At 58.4% G+C, this 18,151-nt stretch carries 20 protein-coding genes; 8 read left to right on the top strand and 12 right to left on the bottom strand.

What is annotated here, in order from left to right; genetic code table 11:
- The first annotated feature begins 51 nt into the window (after nt 1-51).
- The 3 genes from KDN35_RS05940 (at nt 52) to KDN35_RS05930 (ending at nt 3,959) form a co-directional block, all read left to right on the top strand.
- Entirely contained in the window at nt 52-1,755 is a 1,704-nt protein-coding gene (locus tag KDN35_RS05940; RefSeq protein WP_171565643.1) for a DEAD/DEAH box helicase, read from the top strand.
- A gap of 66 nt (nt 1,756-1,821) precedes the next feature.
- Complete coding sequence (locus tag KDN35_RS05935; RefSeq protein ID WP_171565644.1) at nt 1,822-2,976, top strand: YqhG family protein; 1,155 nt, start codon at nt 1,822-1,824, stop codon at nt 2,974-2,976.
- A gap of 110 nt (nt 2,977-3,086) precedes the next feature.
- The gene (locus KDN35_RS05930) at nt 3,087-3,959 is read left to right on the top strand and encodes a hypothetical protein (RefSeq protein WP_481752766.1); all 873 of its coding nucleotides are present in this window, start codon (nt 3,087-3,089) and stop codon (nt 3,957-3,959) included.
- A 100-nt stretch (nt 3,960-4,059) separates the two neighbouring features.
- Here KDN35_RS05930 and KDN35_RS05925 read toward each other — a convergent pair whose 3' ends face one another.
- From KDN35_RS05925 to KDN35_RS05905, 5 genes are all read right to left on the bottom strand, one after another.
- Nucleotides 4,060-4,314, bottom strand: a complete 255-nt coding sequence (locus tag KDN35_RS05925) for a YkuS family protein (protein WP_212132359.1) — start codon at nt 4,312-4,314, stop codon at nt 4,060-4,062.
- Nucleotides 4,315-4,337: 23 nt separating this feature from the next.
- The gene (locus KDN35_RS05920; RefSeq protein WP_171565646.1) at nt 4,338-4,499 is read right to left on the bottom strand and encodes a YqzE family protein; all 162 of its coding nucleotides are present in this window, start codon (nt 4,497-4,499) and stop codon (nt 4,338-4,340) included.
- A gap of 66 nt (nt 4,500-4,565) precedes the next feature.
- The gene (locus KDN35_RS05915) at nt 4,566-5,093 is read right to left on the bottom strand and encodes a shikimate kinase (protein ID WP_212132358.1); all 528 of its coding nucleotides are present in this window, start codon (nt 5,091-5,093) and stop codon (nt 4,566-4,568) included.
- 45 nt (nt 5,094-5,138) lie between these two features.
- Nucleotides 5,139-6,932 (bottom strand): stalk domain-containing protein, encoded by a 1,794-nt coding sequence (locus tag KDN35_RS05910; protein ID WP_249178949.1) that lies wholly within the window; start codon nt 6,930-6,932, stop codon nt 5,139-5,141.
- 228 nt (nt 6,933-7,160) lie between these two features.
- Nucleotides 7,161-8,126, bottom strand: a complete 966-nt coding sequence (locus tag KDN35_RS05905; RefSeq protein WP_171565649.1) for a substrate-binding domain-containing protein — start codon at nt 8,124-8,126, stop codon at nt 7,161-7,163.
- Between the two features lie 150 nt (nt 8,127-8,276).
- Between KDN35_RS05905 and modA the strand changes: the two genes are divergently transcribed.
- Genes modA through KDN35_RS05890 form a run of 3 tightly spaced genes read left to right on the top strand, consistent with a single transcriptional unit; the run spans nt 8,277 to nt 10,496 of the window.
- The gene (gene modA / locus KDN35_RS05900) at nt 8,277-9,083 is read left to right on the top strand and encodes a molybdate ABC transporter substrate-binding protein (protein ID WP_171565650.1); all 807 of its coding nucleotides are present in this window, start codon (nt 8,277-8,279) and stop codon (nt 9,081-9,083) included.
- A 24-nt stretch (nt 9,084-9,107) separates the two neighbouring features.
- Nucleotides 9,108-9,794, top strand: a complete 687-nt coding sequence (modB, locus tag KDN35_RS05895) for a molybdate ABC transporter permease subunit (RefSeq protein WP_212132356.1) — start codon at nt 9,108-9,110, stop codon at nt 9,792-9,794.
- 15 nt (nt 9,795-9,809) lie between these two features.
- Nucleotides 9,810-10,496: an ATP-binding cassette domain-containing protein gene (locus KDN35_RS05890; protein ID WP_212132355.1), complete on the top strand. Its 687-nt coding sequence runs from the start codon at nt 9,810-9,812 to the stop codon at nt 10,494-10,496.
- Nucleotides 10,497-10,616: 120 nt separating this feature from the next.
- Here the strand turns inward: KDN35_RS05890 and KDN35_RS05885 are convergent, their stop codons facing one another.
- Together KDN35_RS05885 and KDN35_RS05880 are read right to left on the bottom strand one after the other, a co-directional pair.
- Nucleotides 10,617-11,381 carry a LamB/YcsF family protein gene (locus KDN35_RS05885; protein ID WP_171565653.1) on the bottom strand — a complete coding sequence of 255 codons (765 nt, stop codon included), beginning with the start codon at nt 11,379-11,381 and terminating at the stop codon, nt 10,617-10,619.
- A gap of 131 nt (nt 11,382-11,512) precedes the next feature.
- Complete coding sequence (locus KDN35_RS05880) at nt 11,513-11,869, bottom strand: YlbG family protein (protein WP_212132354.1); 357 nt, start codon at nt 11,867-11,869, stop codon at nt 11,513-11,515.
- Between the two features lie 95 nt (nt 11,870-11,964).
- Here KDN35_RS05880 and KDN35_RS05875 point away from each other — a divergent pair, with 95 nt between their 5' ends.
- Nucleotides 11,965-12,288, top strand: coding sequence for a hypothetical protein (locus tag KDN35_RS05875; RefSeq protein ID WP_171565655.1), 324 nt, complete (start codon nt 11,965-11,967; stop codon nt 12,286-12,288).
- Here KDN35_RS05875 and KDN35_RS05870 read toward each other — a convergent pair.
- Together KDN35_RS05870 and KDN35_RS05865 are read right to left on the bottom strand one after the other, a co-directional pair.
- Nucleotides 12,283-12,738 (bottom strand): YlbF/YmcA family competence regulator, encoded by a 456-nt coding sequence (locus tag KDN35_RS05870; RefSeq protein WP_171565656.1) that lies wholly within the window; start codon nt 12,736-12,738, stop codon nt 12,283-12,285. The two genes, KDN35_RS05875 and KDN35_RS05870, sit on opposite strands and share 6 nt — an antisense overlap.
- A gap of 59 nt (nt 12,739-12,797) precedes the next feature.
- Nucleotides 12,798-14,693 carry a hypothetical protein gene (locus KDN35_RS05865; RefSeq protein WP_171565707.1) on the bottom strand — a complete coding sequence of 632 codons (1,896 nt, stop codon included), beginning with the start codon at nt 14,691-14,693 and terminating at the stop codon, nt 12,798-12,800.
- A 71-nt stretch (nt 14,694-14,764) separates the two neighbouring features.
- Here KDN35_RS05865 and KDN35_RS05860 point away from each other — a divergent pair, with 71 nt between their 5' ends.
- Nucleotides 14,765-15,193, top strand: coding sequence for a protease complex subunit PrcB family protein (locus KDN35_RS05860; RefSeq protein ID WP_212132353.1), 429 nt, complete (start codon nt 14,765-14,767; stop codon nt 15,191-15,193).
- 123 nt (nt 15,194-15,316) lie between these two features.
- Here the strand turns inward: KDN35_RS05860 and KDN35_RS05855 are convergent, their stop codons facing one another.
- From KDN35_RS05855 to KDN35_RS05845, 3 genes are all read right to left on the bottom strand, one after another.
- Nucleotides 15,317-15,736, bottom strand: coding sequence for a hypothetical protein (locus tag KDN35_RS05855; protein ID WP_212132352.1), 420 nt, complete (start codon nt 15,734-15,736; stop codon nt 15,317-15,319).
- Nucleotides 15,737-15,820: 84 nt separating this feature from the next.
- The gene (locus tag KDN35_RS05850) at nt 15,821-16,546 is read right to left on the bottom strand and encodes a thermonuclease family protein (protein WP_212132351.1); all 726 of its coding nucleotides are present in this window, start codon (nt 16,544-16,546) and stop codon (nt 15,821-15,823) included.
- Between the two features lie 339 nt (nt 16,547-16,885).
- Nucleotides 16,886-17,935 (bottom strand): MerR family transcriptional regulator, encoded by a 1,050-nt coding sequence (locus KDN35_RS05845; protein ID WP_212132350.1) that lies wholly within the window; start codon nt 17,933-17,935, stop codon nt 16,886-16,888.
- Nucleotides 17,936-18,151: the final 216 nt, after the last annotated feature.

Below are 18,151 nucleotides of genomic sequence, written 5' to 3'. Positions count from 1 at the left end.
TAGCGCATGACTTATATGATAAATGGCATCCTTTAGTAATGAGGTGCAAAAATGACGAATATTCCTGTCTCGTTTGACATGAAATGGATTGATTTGCTTACGGAGCGCATGCGGCAGGACGGCCCTTGGGACAAATGGGAACTGTTCCAGTTGGCCCTGGAGGCGGAAGAAGCCATGCTTGTGCGCGAGTTCGACCAGCTCCAATGCCTCAAGTATCTGCCTTCCCTCAAACCCTATCCGCACCAGCTCAAAACAGCAGAACGCGTGTTGAACGAGCTGCGCGGCCGGGCCATCCTGGCCGACGAAGTGGGGCTGGGCAAAACGATCGAGGCCGGACTGATCATGAAGGAGTACATGGTCCGCGGCCTGGCCAAGAAGATTCTCGTGCTGGTCCCCGCCTCCCTGGTCATTCAGTGGACCAAGGAGCTGAACCAGAAGTTCGGCATCCCCGCTATCGCGCAGAAAAAAGAGTACATGTGGCGGCAGTACGACGTGGTGGTGGCCTCGATCGACACGGCCAAGCGCGACCCGCACCGCCGCCACGTGCTGAACATCGACTACGACATGCTGATTATTGACGAGGCGCACAAGTTGAAGAACAAGCGGACGCGGAACTACCAGTTCGTCAAGGAAATCCGCAAAAAATACTGCCTGCTCCTCACTGCCACGCCGATCCAGAACGAGATGGACGAGCTGTACAACCTGATCAACCTGCTGAAGCCGGGCCATCTTGGCCACACCAGCACGTTTGCCACCAACTACGTGGAAGGAAAGCGGCAGGCGAAAAACAACGAGCAACTCAAACACGAGCTGGACAAGGTGATGATCCGCAACAAGCGAAGCGACGGCGGCATCCAGTTTACCAACCGCGTGGTACGGTCCATCCCCATCGTGCTGTCGCCGGAGGAAAAGGCCCTGTACGACGGGGTCACCCGCTTTGTCAAGGAACAGTATCACTCCGGGACGGGCGGCTTCAACTCGCTCGCCTTGATCACCTTGCAGCGAGAGGTCTGCTCCAGCCGGGAAGCGGCGTTCATGACGCTGTACAACATGCACCAGCGCACCCCGGAGGACTCCCCGGCAAGAGCCGAGATCATGGAGCTGGTGGAGCTGATCAAGCGGATCGAGACCCACTCCAAGGCGGCAAAAACCGTGGAACTGATCCGGGAAATCAACGACAAGGTGATCATCTTCACCGAGTACCGGGCGACGCAGAATTATCTGCAAAAGTACCTGCATGAACACGGGATTACCTCTGTGCCGTTTCGCGGCGGATTTAAACGGAGCAAAAAAGACTGGATGACCGACCTGTTTCAAAACCGGGCACAGGTGCTGATCGCCACCGAGGCGGGCGGCGAAGGGATCAATCTGCAGTTCTGCAATCAGGTGATCAACTACGATCTGCCCTGGAACCCGATGCGCGTGGAACAGCGGATCGGCCGCGTCCACCGGCTGGGGCAGCAGCGGGACGTCCACATCTACAACCTGTCCACCGTCGGCACCATTGAACAGCACATCCTCAACCTGCTCTATGAAAAAATCGACCTGTTTGAAATGGTGATCGGTGAATTGGACGACATCGTGGAGCGGCTCAATCTGAATCAGACACTGGAAGAAAATCTCATCAGCATCATCATGGACTCCCGCTCCGAGAGGGAAATGGCCGTCAAGCTGGACAACATGAGCCAGGCCATTCGCGCGATCCGGGAGGCAAACCGGTCGCGGGACGCGCTGCCCGATGTGGCGGAACACTAACCGATCCCGGTGATTGGCCGCGGCTGCCGGCCAGCATTTTATAGTCAGACGGGAGGGAAACGATGCATGCAGCAAGAGCAGATACGCCGATTTACAGAGCGCTACCTGGCCGCCTTTTCCGCCCATATTATGGAGACGCATCCCGACTACCTGACCGTAAAGCTGCCGGTCGAGGTGGACAAAGATATCGGCAATAGACCGTTTTACTGGACCTGGGTGGAGAAAATGAATCTACCCTACCAGCCCATGGTGCTCACGTTTTACTTTGACAGCGAGCGGAAGCCGGAGGGACTGCGAGCGGAGCACCTCCATCTCGGCGCAGGCCGTCTGCAGCAGATCTTTCAATCCGCCCGCAAGCACGGAAGTTTCGTCTGCATGTACGAACAAACCGCATCCCCCCGACCGGGCGGCCGGCGCACCACCCCGCTCGTTCCCTGGCTGGGATTGAACTGGAAAGTCTCCTTTATTTGCGACAAAAAGCGGGACATGCTGCTCCATTTCGGGATCAACCTGCACCAGCCCCAGATCGTAACCGACTTTTACCCGTTTCTGCAGCAGCTGTCGCTCGCCCCGTCCATCCCGGATTACTGCTACACGCTGGAAAGACGCCTCTCTCTGACAGAGGCCGCCGCCATTGCCGAACGGGAGACCCGCCGCCTGCTGGACGCAGAGGACGGACGCTGGGCAGAGGAAGCGCGGCAGCGGCTCAATGAAGAGTTGCAGATTCTGGAAGCGTACTATGCCGAGTTGGTCTCCCGTGAAGCGGAAAGCCGCGAGCGCGACAGCGGCGCGGCGGATGGTGACGAATCCTCGGACAGCGGGAAAAGCGGCGGCAGTGAAGCACATGCTCTCTCTTTGCCGGACGTTCTGGCGAAGACGGCGACAGAAGCTGCTCAGGTGAACCAATCTGTCCCGGCTCCCCCTGTCCATATTGCACCGCCCACCGTCCAACCTGCGACCGAACCGTCTGCAGCCCGGGAGGAGCCGCAGAGCAGCGGCGGCCGCATCCTGGACTTTTTGCGTGCCAACGGCATACCCGAAACGCCGCGCGAAGAGATCGACCAGACAGAGTGGCGCAGCAGCACGCCGGAAGAGGAAAAGCAGCGGCGCATGGACGAACTGCACTGGCAGTACGAGCCTCGCATCGAGGTGCAGTTTATCAATGGCGGGCTGTTTTACCTCCAGTCCGCGCCTCCCGCCAAAAACAGGCGAATTCTGTAAAAGAAGTGCGAGAAAAAACGATCGCAAAGAGACAGATAGCAACAAATCTTTTTCGTCAACCTGGTTACAATAGGTACCAAGAAGCCTTGTACAAAAGGTGGTGCATGCTTGTGGCCAGTAAAATGACCCGATCCGTATGCGCACTGCTCTGTGCGCTCGCGATCGCGTGGCCGGCCGTCACGCACGCCGAAGAGACGGATTGGGACAAGCGTTTTCACACGCAGGTTCAGCAGTGGATGAACACGATCATCGAGCGGGATCCCAGTTTCCGCGACTGGAAAAACGCCCAAATCGATGCTCAATCGCTCGGTGCCAACCAACATCAGTGGCTGGTCAGCATCACGCGAGACGGCAGACAGGTGGGTTACATGGTGGTGGGCGAATCCCCCGCTTCCGGAACACAGCCGACGTTTGTGCTGCTGGAATACGGCGTAGGCGAATACATTTTGTTCGACGACGCGTTTGCCCCGCGCGCAGTGGCGGCGGAACCGGTCTATGACGGATTCGCCTCCCACTGGCTGGTCGCGCGTCAAGAGCAGCGGGAACTGGTGGACGCCAAGACGGGCGAAACGTACCCCGCATCCGCTGTTGCCGGCCCGCCGGTGATCACCACGCTGTCTAAAGCCGAACTGGTTCGCCCGGAAGAAGTCCTCACTGCTGCCCGCGTGCTGTCCGGTGCAGTACAGGACCCGTTTGACCGGATTGACTGGCTGACCGACACGTCCAACAGGCGTCAGCTGACCTGGACAGACCTCTGGCAAAAAACATCCGCCGGCCCGGTAACGCTTACTGTGCCGCTCCACCACTCCAATGTGCTGGCACCGTTTGCAGTGCAGTCGCTGCATCTGTGGAACGGCCGCGCGGCATACGTCGGCGTCTGGGACGAGGGGCTGCGCTTCGTTCCCTACGCATACGCGATGAAAGTGGGACAGTTTCATGCTGTTGATACCGGCGCACACAAAACAAGCTCTCTGCCGGAATGAACCGACAGAGAGCTTGTTGTCTGGGCGGCTGTGTGCTGTATGGGATCAGCTCGCCGCGTCCGTTTCAACGCCTGATTGGGGAACTGCCCCGTCAGCACCGTCAGCTATGCTCAATGGGCGACAGTCGGGTGTGTACCGCATGAAACACTTCCTGGGGAGTCATGCCAGCGGCGTTGATGACCGGAGCACCGGATATGGTTTTGCTCTGGTCGTTCAGCACGTTGACATCCTGGCCGGTGATCACGATGGCGTCCACCATGTTTTGCCAGTTGCCCAGATCCACCACGTCGTACCCGTTGTCACGCAGCATTTTGCGGATATGGGTAAGGGAACGTTCCACTGCCACTCTCGCCATATGCTACCTCCATCCGGCTGGGATTATTTGCGCCATAACAGCTTGATTGACATCGGGATGGCCCCGAACCAGCGCGTGGACCAGGCCTCGCGCGGCTGTTTTCGCCGCCGCCGCTCTTCCTTCGGGGTCTCCACATACTGCACAAACAAGCGGGTCAGGTATTTTAAATACTCCTGAAACGACATCACACGTGCCTCCTTCATACGCACGTTTCCGCGCCGTTTGCCGTGAAGGCGGAGCGCTTTCTTCCCCTAGTCTCTCCCGATCAGGCCGCTTTCAACCATCCTTCCGCGTATTTCCGCCACGATATCGGACACGTCCTTGCCGGTTGTGTCGATTTGAATCGGGGCAAAATCATACGCCCCTTTCCGCTCGTCCAACAGTCTCCGCACCCGTTGCGCCATGTCGCCGGCGATGAGCGGACGGCCGGTATCTCCTGCCAGGCGGCGGATCAGTTCCTCCTCCGCTGCAGACAAGGCGATCACCGTTCCCTCACTCAGCATGAGCCGGACATTTTCCGGACGAAGCACCGCTCCCCCTCCGGTGGTCAGCACCTGCGGCTTCTCTTGCAGCAGCTCCCGCAACATGGCGCTTTCCGCGTCCCGAAAGTACTGCTCTCCCTTTGTAGCGAACAGCTCGGGAATCGAGCATCCCTCCCGCTCTGCGATCGCCTCGTCCAAATCGCGGTGCGGAATGCCCAGATCCTTAGCCAGCGCGCTCCCCACCGTAGTTTTCCCTGTTCCCATGAATCCGACGAAAATCACATTTCCGTATGTCATCGGCTGTCTCCTGCCTTTCGTAGTCGTAGATGACTGTCCGCAACGTCACTGCAAGGTCACGGTCTTTGCCTCTTTGTCATAGGAAACCTGCGCGCCAAGCCCCTGACTGAACAAGGTGAGCGGCGCCATCGTCTTCTCGGCGATTTCCAGCAGCGGCTGCCCCAGATCGACGCGCTGGCCGTCCCGTTCAACAACGCGTTGGCCCTGTTTGAGCACGACCTGATGCCCTCTGCCCTGCACCATCGTCGCCTGCTTGTCCGGCAACCAACTGACGCGATACCCCATCCGTTCCGCCACTTCGCGCAGCGGGAGGTAGACGGTCCCGTTTTTCACCCTCGCTGGAACGGATGGGTAAAAGCTCGTCCCGTTCACGATGGTCGTCACATACGGTTCCAGCTCCACCTGACGCAAGGGCGCCTTGTTTTCCGTCCGGACATTGGGGACGAAGTAGCGCGCTTCTCCTTTCAGCACCTGGCCCAGCGCCTGATCGAGGTGCTCCGGACCGATAACACTGCCGTGGTAGGTGCGCTGCACGCGCTGCAGGAATTGTTTGTAGGCGTCGTCGCCGATCTGCCTGCGCAGGTGGTCGTACAACAGCGCCCCTTTGGAGTACCAGGTCCAGTGGAACTCCTGTTCACCGGCAAACTGGTTGAGCCGCTTGCCCAATCGGCCGGACGGATAGAGCTGCTTCAACTTGTCCGCGTCGCGGCTGTACGATGACAGGAGGGCGGCGGCCTTCTGGGAACCGTAGCGGTGCTGCAGATAGTGATAGACGCTCATTTCCACCAGCCCCTCGTCCAACCAGCCGTGCACCGCTTCCAGCGTGGCGACGCTGTTGTACCACCACATGTGGGCCACCTCGTGCGGCAGCCAGTGCTCGATCAGATTGTTGTGGTGCATGTCCCGCTTAAACACCGCCATGTTGGCGTACTCCATCGCATACGTCGTGCCGGTGCCGGTCTCGGCAATCGCCACCCGGGGATACGGCAGCGGGCCGTACCATTCTGTATAGACCGGAAACACAGACCGGGCGATCGCTTTGATCCGCTCGATGTTGCCCTTGTCCACAGACGCGATGTCTACCGTCAAATTGGGCGCAAAGGTGATCGTCTCCACATGGTAGCGCGGGCTGCCCACCAACGCAAAATTGAGCAGGCGGCTGCCGCGGTACCGCACTTCCTGCCGGTTGCCGGCCAGCGGCTTGGTCTCTCCCCTTCCCCAGGAGCTCACCCATTGAAAGCCCTTTGGCGACACAAACGACACGTCGTAATCAGCGTAATGGTACACGAACGGATCGCCGAAATTGACCCGCTGCGGCGGAGTGTACCAATTGCCGCGCTGGTCCATCGCACCCAGCATCGGATACCAGGTGGTCAGCGTCCAGATGTCGTCCTTTACCCCAAAACGGGTGCCGCGGCGGGGAACGGGATTCTCAAAAGTGACCGTCAAGCTCCCCCGCTTCGCCGAACCGAACGGATTGGTCAGATGGACAACCGCCTGGCGCCGTTCGAATGTAAGCGGCTTGTCCCCGGCGCGAATCTCCTTGATCGTCATCAGATTCCATGGATAGTCGTAGATGAACAGGCGAAGATCCGGCGTGCGCGGATTATCGAACTCCACCGTGACACTTCCAGCAATCATCGCCTTTGTCGTATTCAGTTCAGCACGAATCGTATAGGTCGGATGCAGATCTTTCACATAGGAGGGCAGCGGCGGATTGTAGGCGAACGGATCAGCTCCCGCCCCTGCCGTCACTGTCGCGTTGTTTATGAAAAACGGCGCCAGCACAGGCCACTTGGCGATCACCCCGACCGAAGCGAAAACGATCAAAATTGTCAAACAGATCAACAAGCTCGTTTTGTGCAATGGTTTCATGTCAGCCCCCGACTCATAAGCGACAAGCACGATGTTATTTCGTCGCAAAGCTTATCCAATTTATTGTAGCAAATCTCGACAGGGCTGAATAGAAAATCTTGCCACAACACAGCTACATGACAGCGGCCCGCATGCAGCGACACCCCATTCATAACAGCGGACGCGCTTACTCGCTGCGGCTGTTATGGGTCATTACCACGTCTCGTACATGATCTCGCCCGTGTAGGTCAAATCGTACCCCCCGATCGCAGCCAGTTCGTCGCGAAACGATGCCGATCGCAAAATGTCCCGCACGATCTGGATCAGCTCCTCGTTTTCCGCGTTTTTCAGGATGACCAGATCGTACCGCTCCCGAATTACAGGCAAAAACTCCACTCCGACGATCCGGGCAGCCTTTTCGATCCCCACGCCGACGTCCGCTTCCCCCCTCGCTACTGCTGCGGCCACAGCGAGGTGATTCGCCTCTTCCCTGTCGTATCCAGCCACGTCCCGTCCGGCGATGCCGTGCAGCCGGAGCTGTTCTTCGATCAGGGTGCGTGCTCCTGACCCTTTTTCCCGGTTCACCATGCGCACCCCGGGTTTGCCGAAATCGGTCCAGTCGACTATCTGCTTCGGGTTGCCCGCCCGGACGTAAAAACCGGCCCAGCGGGACAGCAGATTGACGATCACGTAGCGGTATCCGCACAAAATCCGCCGCACATACGGCGTGTTGTATTCCCCGGTGTCGCCGTCGAACAGGTGCGTGCTGACGACATCCGCCTCACCTGCGTACATCGCCAGCAGGCTGTTGATGCTGCCCGCATAAGCGCGAAGCGGCCGCATCGTTTTGCCTCTGCGTTCGAGATGACTGGCCAGCATGTCAAGGCTGACGTCCTGACCGCTGATGATAACCTGACGAACGTGCTGCGCTCCCTGCGGCCAGGCGCTGCGCTGCATGGGCGTCACAGGCGCCGAAGCGCTCGGAACCGCCGCTGCCATGCCGGATACTCCTTTTGCTCTCGCCTTGTACGCTTCCAGATCGGACGCGTCCACCCGCATCTGCCGGCCGACGCGGTACGCGGGCAGTTCCCCTTTTTTGATCAAATCGTACACGGTCAGTTTGGAGATTCGCAGCATCTTGGCAATTTCTTCAGTCGTGTAAGAAATGTCGTCGTTCATCGCCGCCTCCCGGATCAATTGCTGACTTGTCTTTCTCCATTTTCGTTTACTATTCACATGTTTGCAATTGATCAATTGAAATCATTCAGATAATCTAATTATAACTAATTATTATTACATATAACGAAACACAACTCAGGAGGTCGTATCATGCAAAAACAACTGACGGCCATCCTTGCGGCACTCTGCATGATGTGGGCCGCCGGGTGCGGTGCGCAGACCTCAGACCAGCAAACCGCCCCGCAGCAGCCATCGGCCAAGCCGGCGGAAACGACACTGATGGTCTCGGCTGCCGCCAGCCTGACCGACGCGTTGAATGAGCTGAAAACTGCGTTTGAACGCGAACATCCCGGAGTGGTGATTAGCTATAACTTTGGCAGTTCCGGCAAGCTGGCCTCCCAAATCGAGCAGGGCGCTCCCGCCGACGTCTTTTTGTCCGCCAGCAAACAGGATATGGACAGGCTGGAAGAGAAACAGTTGATTGTCACGGACACGCGCGTTGACTTTGCCAAAAACGAGCTTGTACTGATCTCGTCGGCTTCCAGCCCGCTGGCGCTTTCTTCATTTGAAGAGCTGGGCGATGATGCCGTCAAGCATCTCGCCGTCGGCGAACCAACGACCGTCCCGGCCGGCCGCTACGCCAAAGAAACGCTCGAACACCTGAAGATGTGGGACAACCTGTCGGACAAGCTGGTCTTTGCCAGCGACGTGCGCCAGGTGCTGACCTATGTCGAGTCCGGCAACGCCGAAGCCGGCATCGTCTACGCGAGCGATGCGGCCATTTCGCCCAAGGTGAAGGTGATCGCCGCAGCCGAACCGGAGTGGCACAACCCGATCGACTATCCGGCCGCCGTCATTGCCGCCTCCCGTCAGGCGGACACCGCCAGGATGTTTCTTGCGTTTGTGACCAGTGACAAAGGCAAGGCAATCTTTAAACAATACGGATTTCACGAGTAGGAGAACAGAACAGGAGGCGGACACATGAATCATCCCGAATTGACACCGCTGCTGCTGTCGCTGAAAGTGGCGGCCCTCTCCACCTCCATCGTATTTGTCTCCGGTCTGCTGATCGCCCGCTTCCTGACGCGCAGGCACTTTTGGGGCAAGCACGTACTGGAGTCCTTTCTGCTGCTGCCGCTGGTGCTGCCCCCCACCGTCGTCGGATTCGGCCTCCTGCTTTTGTTTGGAAAAAACGGGATAATCGGCAAGTGGCTGACGGAGTGGTTTGGAGTCCAGGTCGTCTTTTCGCTGACCGGTGCCGTAATCGCTTCCGTGGTCGTGTCGTTTCCGTTGATGTACCAGAGTGCCGCCGCCGCCTTCAGCGGGATCGACCGGCGGTACGAAGACGCTGCCCGAACGATGGGGGCTTCGGAATGGCGCGTCTTCTGGACGATTTCCTTTCCGCTCGCCTGGCCGGGGCTGTTGGCCGGATTCGTTCTCTCCTTTGCCCGGGGTCTGGGGGAGTTCGGCGCCACGCTGATGCTGGCGGGATACATTCCCGGCAAGACCGATACGATCCCCGTCGCCATCTACTTCGCCGTGGAAGCCGGCCAGATGGACAAGGCGCTCTTTTGGGTGATCATGATCGTCTCGCTGGGCATGGGAACGACCATGTGGTTGAACTGGTGGAGCCGACGCAGCGTCCGCCGGTTTGCCAACACGAAATAAGGCGGGAGAATGACCATGCTGTATGTCGACATGCAAAAACGGCTGCCTGACGGCGTCCTGCACGCGCGGTTTACGGCAAAAGACGAGATTGTCGTCCTGTTTGGCCCTTCCGGTGCGGGGAAAACCACCATGTTGAATTGTGTGGCGGGATTGACCAATCCCGATGCGGGCATCATCCGGCTGGGCGACACCGTCTTTTTTGACAGCGATTCAAAAAAGGCCCTTCCGCCGCAGCAGCGCAACGTGGGCTATCTCTTTCAGGACTACGCCCTGTTTCCGCACATGACCGTGGAACAGAACATCCGCTACGGACTGAAAAAGGGGACCAACCTGCGGCTGGCCGAACTGCTCGCCTCCGTCGGGATTGATCGGCTGCTGGATAAATACCCGCATCAACTGTCCGGCGGGCAAAAACAGCGAGTCGCCCTGGTACGGGCACTGGCCACGGAACCGGATATCCTGCTCCTGGATGAGCCGCTGTCCGCCCTGGACGCAGATACACGCCGCCAGTGCCAGGATGAACTGCTCCGACTGCACGAGATGTGGCGAATACCGTTTCTCCTGGTCACCCACGATCTCCAGGAGGCGGAACGGTTGGGCAGCGTGATCCTCGTGGTGCAGAACGGCCAGGTGCTGCCCCACGGTCCCAGGCGATCAAACGAGTCGTCTTTCCACGCCGGGACCGCGCACGAATCCTCTTGAGGTGTTAGCTGTTCGGGCATGTGAAGCTGGACGGATACGACAAAAGCCGTGCTTTCGCTCCGCCGCCTTTTGGCTGGCGGCCGGAATGGCACGGCTTTTTCATTCGCTTATACATCTGCGTTATTTGCCACAGAACGGCTCGATTTTCACGTCATGCTGTTTGGCCCAGCGGTGCAGTTCGGTGAGAAACGGCAGCAGATCCGGGCTTTCGGCGTGTACGCAGAGCGTGTCCGCAGCCAGTGCAATCACACTCCCGTCCACGGTTTGCACCGTCTGTTCCAGTACGAGCTGCCTCGTCTGCTGCATCTGCTCTTCCTTGCTGATCAGCACGCTGCCCTCCAGTTCACGCGGAGCCAATCTGCCGTTTGGCAGATACGCGCGGTCGGCAAATACTTCTTCCGCCACCTGCAGACCGTATTCCAGACCGATCTCCACCAGTTTGCTGCCCGACAAGGCATAGAGGATCAGGTCGCCGTCGATGTCGACGATCGCCTGCACTACTGCCTCGGCCAGTTCAGGCTGCTCGGCAGCCTCGTTGTACAGCGCCCCGTGCAGTTTCACGTGATGCAGGCTCCCTCCCAGCGCCTTTGTCACGCCGGACAGGGCGGCCACTTGATACAGTACCAGTTCGTACACCTCCCGCGCCGAGAGGTTCATGGAACGGCGGCCGAACCCCTGTACGTCGGGGTAGCCTGGATGCGCGCCGATTTTCACCCCGTGCCGGAGCGCCGCTTCTACTGTTCTGCAGATGTTATGGGGATCGCCAGCATGCAGGCCGCAGGCAACGTTAACGGACGTAATCCACTTCATGATGCCCAGGTCTTCCGTTTGCCGTCCGCGGCTGAACCCTTCCGCCAAGTCGCAGTTGATATCCAGGTGAATCATGTACGCACCGCCCTTCTGTAAACGCTGTCATTGTCAGTATCGCTTTCCATGTCCATTACATTTCCCATTTCTTACAGCATATCATGCCACACCCACCAGCAAAAGCAAAAAAGCTGCCGAAATGTGGCAGCTTAGCGGACGATTTCTGTCGAAACGCCTGTCGGCACCAATCCATCGTCGTTTTGCAAGTTTTCCGTCAGGGCCATGAGCTGGCTTTTCTCCTGTTTGTAATCGTATTCTTTCGCCTTGTCCGGCTTGGCGTTGTTGTACTCGATTGGAATCTCGTGTCGGTGGGACCGCTCGATTTTCGTGACGAAGTGCAGCTTTTCCATCATGCGGATTGTTTCGTCGATCTGATTGGCATCGACGTACATCGACACGTAGTTCAACCGCTTGGAGATGTAGTGAATGGTGCCAAATTTGCGTAAATTTTTGGCGGCACGCGTGTTTTTCACCCACACGGCGACCCCAAGACGTCGTTCTCTCATGCTGGTCGTCGATCTCCTTCCCGAACGTGATAACATGTTTCATAACAGACGCATTACCCGGCCCGCAAAATACTTCCAAAAGCGAGGGATGACACATGCGCCTGGACACGTACTACCAACGGTTTACGGACGCGATCCTGCAGCAGGACGTCGCCGCTTCAGCGTACTGGCGCCAGTTTGCTGGCCAGCGCTTTTTTTATATAGCCAGTCCGCTCCCCGCCACTCAACTGGCCTGTCAGCTGTTGGCGACGGGGGAACGGATCACGGCGGACACCAAGCTGAAACTGGAGTGCGTCTACGTGCGCTCCGACAGCTCGCAGCACGTCTTTCGCGTGCGCTTCCTCGTGCCGCAGGAGAAGCAGTTCTGCTGCGGAAACTTGTGCGAAGACTGCTTCCTTCTCAGGCAGCCGCGGTCATGAGCGTTTTTTTATGCTGCACCCGCAGCTTCCCCCGCTGCCGCAGCCGCTGCTTTTCGCCTCCAGAAACGGATTGTTGCTGGGGACCTTGATCGTCTCCGAGACCGCGTCAGCGATGGTTCGTCCCACCTGGTACAGCAGACGGTCCAGGTTGTCCTCCGCCCGCTTGAACGCCTGGACAGAATCCAGCATTTCGATTTTCCGCTTCAGCTCGCGGACCTCTTTCGATATCTGATCGTAGTCGGGATGATATTTCCCAAACCGCTGAACATCTTCGTATTGGGCCTTTTTGCGTTCGAACAGCGCGAGCAGGCGCTGCGCCTCCTCGTCCGCTTCCATCCGCTGCTTGGCATGAATGTACTCCGAGACCTCGCGCGAATGGTTGATCATCGTGGACAGCTCGTGCGAATGCAGGATAAGCTCGGCCATATCCACCGTCTCCAATGCTTCCATGCAGCGAGACCCCCTTTCTTGAAAGCCCTTATCTTGCATTGTACCACGAAACAATCCGGCTAGTACAGATAATCCGGCAGGAGAATGCGCACGCGATCGATCTCGTCCAGCCGACACCGTCTTTTTCCGCTGCGATCCTCCAGGACAAGATGCCAGTACCCCATTTCCACAGCCAGCTGCCGCGGGATGCCCTCCCACGTCTGACCGCTCATGAGACGCAGCTGAACCTCCAGTTCCAGTTCGCGGGCCCGCTGCAGCAGATCGCGCAAGGTTTGCGGATGGTAGGACTGGAAATGCTGCGTCCACATCTTGGGCAGAGTTGCCGCTTGAGGCATGCCTTCCCACTGGTTGGGAAAGGTGTTTTCCACTGCGTATCCGTCCCAGGGCCGGTCCACGGCAAACAGACCGGCAGTCGGCCCATCGTCACTAATATCCGTCTCTTCCCTTTCCACACGCATCAGCGCCCCATCCTGCGGCTCGTAGCCATACGCCCGAAACAGGGCCAACAGGCTCTCCTTCTGGGCAGGCGTCACGAGGAAATCGGTCGGGGAAATGACCATCTCCAGATACGGCTGAAACGCTTCGATCTGCCGCAACTCCTCCAGCAGACCGGGGTGGGCGGTCCGCACCCGAAACAGCGGTTCCAGTTGGATTTGCCGCGCGTTTTTCCCCCACATGTGGATCAGCTGACTGACCGCTTCCGGCAGCGGGTGGGTGCAGGACTGGCGCAGCGTCTCCACGGCCTGCTGCTCCGTTCCGCCTGCGGCCAGAAACGCCTGTAACGGTTTGGCCTGCAGTTCGCCGCGCAGCAGCTCCCCATCAAACGCCAGCGGACAGAAACGGCTCAACGCCCATACCGCCTGCAGCGGAACGAGCGGCGGTATGGTAATGATTCCGGCTGGATCGACAAACCACCCTTCTTCCCGGGGCAAACGGGGCAGGCTGTTCCATCGCCAGTAAAGCGCTCCGTCCTCTGCGGTGCCGAGCTGAATCCAGCCAAACCCCAAGAGCAGGTGAAGCCACTCGTCCACGGCCCGTTGCTTTGCCTCGTCCGGCAGAACAAATCCAGCCTCCGCCAAACGTTGCAGCATGTAGTCGAGCGAGTGCCACTGTTCCAGCGGAGAACGCTTCATCCACAAGGCAAGTGCGTCCCACCAGCTTTCATGGGGCAGGTACTGCTCGGCTGCCAGCTCGTACAATTGTTCCCAACTCTGCTCCGGTGTCATGTCCAGCCATTGGAGCACGCGTTGCTCTGCCAGGACCAGACGTTTCTCCTGCGGACGGACAAGCCCCAGGCGCAGCGCCACATCCAGAACGACAGCCAATGGCAGCCCATCCGGTTCCTCATCGGCTAGCGGCGGCAGTTTCCATCCGGCTACATGGCTTCTGTTCAGTGACAGCAGTGCTGCCATCTTTTGCCGGACCCGGCGGTGAACGCCGCCTTTTTGCGTCAGCGGCACGTCATTGTCGCGAATGAACAGCAGGACGGCAAAAAGATCCAGATGTAACCCCCGTCCTGCTGTTATATAATAAGGGAGCGTTTTTGGCGCCAACGATGGGGTTTTTGCCTCCGGCAGCAGGCAGAAGGTCAGATGCTCCCGCACTTCACGGGGCATCAGGTAACCGATTTCGCTCCACCTCTTGCGAACAGTTAGCACCAGCCCGAGCCGGCGCAGTCTGTTCAATCCGACGGCCAGATGCCTGTGGTTTTGGGCGCTGAGCCGATCCCACTCTCTCTTCCGGAAAAATCCTCTGGCAGAAGTGGTGACGAACAGCCGAATTGCTTGCCGTTCGGGTTCGCTGGCCTGCTTCCACACTTCCATGGCAAAGGCGGGATCAGCCAGGCGAATGTGCACATCCCGTTCATCGCGGATGCCCAGCCGCTTTTCCTGCTCGGCTATCATCGCTTGCCGTGTCGAGTGGGAAAGGTATTCGACGCATTGCTGCACACGCACGCTTGTCACCCCGCTTTCACCGTTATTTGCCACATGTTCGTCAACCTACAATCGCAAGGAGGGATATCGACATGTTGCATGCAATGTACAGTTTGATTTTGGCTGCCGCCCTGGCGATTCCGGGGGTACAGCCGTTTTCTATAGATCATCCTACTCCAATCGCCGTCCCTGCGGAAGGGACGAACGCAACTGAATCCGTCTCTGCTTCTTACCCGCCTGCGGTCCGCGATGCCCTGAAGCAGGTGCAAAAAAGCGGCGGTCACACGATCGTCCGCGCCGACGGTAAGACCTATGTCGTCATCGGTGTCGGGCAGCGTCCGACCGGCGGCTACCGTCTGGTGACCGAGCGGGTGGAGCGCACCGGCGCACACGGATTTGTCATCCACGTCCGTGAACAAAAACCGGCCGCCGGCGCGATGAAGACACAGGTTATTTCCTATCCAACCCTGGTGGTTGCGCTTCCTGACGCGCAGGCCCAGGTGCAGGTAACTATCTCTTGACACAGGAAAGCCGGCCCATGCTTGTCCCGTCGATACGGGATGAGGGTCGGCTTTTTGCATGCGCCCGCCCCGGATGCGCGTTCGCTGTCCTAAAGCGGCCGCTCCTGTTTGACGCCGGCCGGGCTACGGCTTGACGTCGATCTGCAGCTTCTGCTGCACGCCGTATGATTCGTGATTGTTGTGCGCCAGTTCGACCACGACTTCGTGTCGGCCCGGCGGAATGTCTTTTAACACGTACTGCGGTTCAAAGATTTTGGCCACCTTTTTGCCGTCCAGGTAGAGATGGACGTGCCCCTCACCGTATCGGTTGTCCTTCCCCATGTTTTCCAGGGAAAAGGTAAAACCGGTCACGTTCAGCTTCAAATGCAGGTCATCCTGTTTCAGCGTATGGGACACGTTCAGCGTAGGGAGCGGGTGCTGATCGTGAACGGCTTCGACCGGCGCTTGGGTGTTTGCATCGCGGTTCGCATAGACAAACAGCTCGATGCACGCGGCCACTCCAATCAGTATCAGCAGGCGGGTGATCAGTTGCGGGGCCTTCATCGGGACACTCCTTTCCACATCCTGTCACCCACCAGTGTTCCCGAACCGAGACCGCTTCATTCGCGTGCGCCTGCTGACCGGCGGCTACCGCTTGGGCGGACGAAATCCTGCTGCCTTGGCCTCTTCTTCCGTGGCGAACCAGACCTCCGCTTTCGTCCGTTCGTAGTTGGCCGATCCGGGCACATGATAGATTTTCTCTCCTTTGGCATTGATGTTGCCCTTGATCGGCTTGCCCGGCGGCGGGGTCTCCGCTGCGCTATCCGTCTGCTTCGCTTTTTTGGTCTTACTGTCTTTGCTGTTATCGGCTTCTTTTGCTGTCGATGTAGTCTGGGAATCGGACAGTCCCCACAGCCCTCGGTTGTGTTCCCGCGCGTCCCGCTCCGCTTCCAGAAACAGATCGGCGTAAGCCACATTGGGCGGGACGGTCATGATTCGCGCGTATCCGTCCCGGACCAGCTTCTCGTTGACAAACGTGCCGTCCGCCATGTACACATAGGCCAGCAGCCGGCCGTAACGGTCGTGGGGTTCGACGTCAAACTTGAGTGTAACTGTTTGCCCCGTCAGCAGTTTCTTGCTGAATTCGCTCGCTTCCTTTCCGTATGGTTCCACGGGGTGGTTGGGCTTGACCGTCTCCGGCGTGTCAACGCCGATCATCCGCACTTTTTCCCCGCTCGAAATCTCAAATGTGTCTCCGTCCACCACGCGCTTGACGACCGCGGTCATCTCGCCGTTGGGACTCGGCTGATCGTTGGCCGCACAAGCGGTCAACACAAGGCACAGGCCGATCAGCCAATGGATGATGTGTTTCATCGGTGTTCTCTCCTTTTCTCGCTGTGCTGTTTACCAGCGTAGCCGATCGTCCTGGAGAGGTCAACCCGGGGTGAAGGCGGACGGGAAAAGGAAATACACAAAAACGACCCAGCCAGCAGGTCGTTTTGTCGAGGAAGTTTAATCTCGGTCACTGAACAAAAACAGCAAGATCACCACGACGATGATAATCCACAAAAAATCATCGTTCTCCCGGTCGAAAAAACCATCCAGAAAACCCATGGTGGAGTCCCCCTTTCCTTCTCGCTTACAGCCTATGCAGCTGACTAGACGGGTGTCATTGGCTGTATGAGCCCAAAAGTGGGCAGGACAGGGGGCCGCTTACGCCAATGTGGCGAAGACGAGGTGTACATAGGTCGTCAACTGCTCCGCTTCCGGCTGAAATCCCAGTTCTTTTAGCGCGGCCAGCAGCCGCGAGCGGTCGGCATAATACCCGTATTCGATCCGTTCAATCGCATCCGTCCGGCCGGACTGCCGCAATGCCTCCAGGTGATTCGCGCGATGGCCGGCGTCCACGAACATGAAGTCGGCAATCGCCAACCGCCCCGCCGGTTTCAGTACGCGCCGGCACTCCGCCAGCGCCAGCACCTTCTGCTCGTCGGTCAGATGGTGCAGCGCGTAACTGGTGGCGACAAAGTCAAACCGGCTGTCCAAAAACGGAAACGCGAAAAACGTGCCGAGCTTGGCCTCCACCCCAGGATTTTTTTGCCGGCATCGCTTCAACATCTCGGGTGACTGGTCGAACGCGCAGACGGTCACCCCTCGTTCCCGCAACCGCCGTGCCAGATTGCCCGTGCCTGTCCCGGCGTCAAGACCGGTTTCACCCGGCTGAGGAGCGACCTTCTCAACCAGGGCATCCAGCACTTGTTCATACCGTTCATGCGGATGAAATCCGTCGCGCGCTTCCGTGACCATTTGGTCGTAGTTGGCCGCCAATTGGTTGAAATTCCACCGGTCCACCCAGTTGTTTCGCGCCTGACGAAGCCGTTTGCTTGCTTCCGCCAGTTCAAACAGGGAGGCGGGATCGCTTTCTCCATCCCTCTTTACCCGCTCAATCATCGCCTCCGTGGTGTGGATCACCTTGCTCAATTCCACCCAGCGGTCGTACACGAAGGAAAGCTGCAGCTCCAGGTAGTGCAGCAGACCGCCCTCTCCTTCGTCCAGCTGCCTCAGCACGTGCCGGATGTCTTCGATGGACATGCCCACCTCGCGCAGGGTGATGACGGTTTGCAGGCGCCACACATCCGCTTCCGTAAACTGCCGGTAGCCGGAACCATCCGCCTTTTTCGGCGTAATCAATCCCTTTTCTTCGTAAAAACGAATTGCCCGCGGCGTGATTTGCAGTCGGCGGGCCAACTCCTTGATCTGCATGAGCCGCTGTTCTCCCCTCCATACGCTTCTTACCCCATTGTAAACCTTGCCGTTGCGTGAATGTACAGCCCTGTTTTTTACGATGGAGAGGCAGCTGCACCCGCGTGTTTTCCTGTCCATACAATTTGCCTGTCCATAAAAAAGAAAGGCTGCCGGTCGCGCGCCGACAGCCTTTCCGTTCCCGGGACCCGGGACAAACGTCCTTTTGCCGCCGTA

Source organism: Brevibacillus sp. NL20B1, assembly GCF_018195675.1.
In the GTDB taxonomy this organism is placed as follows: Bacteria; Bacillota; Bacilli; order Brevibacillales; family Brevibacillaceae; genus Brevibacillus; species Brevibacillus aydinogluensis.
This window is presented reverse-complemented; position numbering and strand designations above follow the sequence as displayed.

What these genes read in the sequence shown, in the direction of transcription:
- KDN35_RS05940 (WP_171565643.1), top strand. Translation starts at nt 52, where the DNA reads ATGACGAATATTCCTGTCTCGTTTGACATGAAATGGATTGATTTGCTT.
- KDN35_RS05935 (WP_171565644.1), top strand. Translation starts at nt 1,822, where the DNA reads ATGCAGCAAGAGCAGATACGCCGATTTACAGAGCGCTACCTGGCCGCC.
- KDN35_RS05925 (WP_212132359.1), bottom strand. Translation starts at nt 4,314, where the DNA reads ATGGCGAGAGTGGCAGTGGAACGTTCCCTTACCCATATCCGCAAAATG.
- KDN35_RS05920 (WP_171565646.1), bottom strand. Translation starts at nt 4,499, where the DNA reads ATGTCGTTTCAGGAGTATTTAAAATACCTGACCCGCTTGTTTGTGCAG.
- KDN35_RS05915 (WP_212132358.1), bottom strand. Translation starts at nt 5,093, where the DNA reads ATGACATACGGAAATGTGATTTTCGTCGGATTCATGGGAACAGGGAAA.
- KDN35_RS05905 (WP_171565649.1), bottom strand. Translation starts at nt 8,126, where the DNA reads ATGAACGACGACATTTCTTACACGACTGAAGAAATTGCCAAGATGCTG.
- modA (WP_171565650.1), top strand. Translation starts at nt 8,277, where the DNA reads ATGCAAAAACAACTGACGGCCATCCTTGCGGCACTCTGCATGATGTGG.
- modB (WP_212132356.1), top strand. Translation starts at nt 9,108, where the DNA reads ATGAATCATCCCGAATTGACACCGCTGCTGCTGTCGCTGAAAGTGGCG.
- KDN35_RS05890 (WP_212132355.1), top strand. Translation starts at nt 9,810, where the DNA reads ATGCTGTATGTCGACATGCAAAAACGGCTGCCTGACGGCGTCCTGCAC.
- KDN35_RS05885 (WP_171565653.1), bottom strand. Translation starts at nt 11,381, where the DNA reads ATGATTCACCTGGATATCAACTGCGACTTGGCGGAAGGGTTCAGCCGC.
- KDN35_RS05880 (WP_212132354.1), bottom strand. Translation starts at nt 11,869, where the DNA reads ATGAGAGAACGACGTCTTGGGGTCGCCGTGTGGGTGAAAAACACGCGT.
- KDN35_RS05875 (WP_171565655.1), top strand. Translation starts at nt 11,965, where the DNA reads ATGCGCCTGGACACGTACTACCAACGGTTTACGGACGCGATCCTGCAG.
- KDN35_RS05870 (WP_171565656.1), bottom strand. Translation starts at nt 12,738, where the DNA reads ATGGAAGCATTGGAGACGGTGGATATGGCCGAGCTTATCCTGCATTCG.
- KDN35_RS05860 (WP_212132353.1), top strand. Translation starts at nt 14,765, where the DNA reads ATGTTGCATGCAATGTACAGTTTGATTTTGGCTGCCGCCCTGGCGATT.
- KDN35_RS05855 (WP_212132352.1), bottom strand. Translation starts at nt 15,736, where the DNA reads ATGAAGGCCCCGCAACTGATCACCCGCCTGCTGATACTGATTGGAGTG.
- KDN35_RS05850 (WP_212132351.1), bottom strand. Translation starts at nt 16,546, where the DNA reads ATGAAACACATCATCCATTGGCTGATCGGCCTGTGCCTTGTGTTGACC.
- KDN35_RS05845 (WP_212132350.1), bottom strand. Translation starts at nt 17,935, where the DNA reads ATGCAGATCAAGGAGTTGGCCCGCCGACTGCAAATCACGCCGCGGGCA.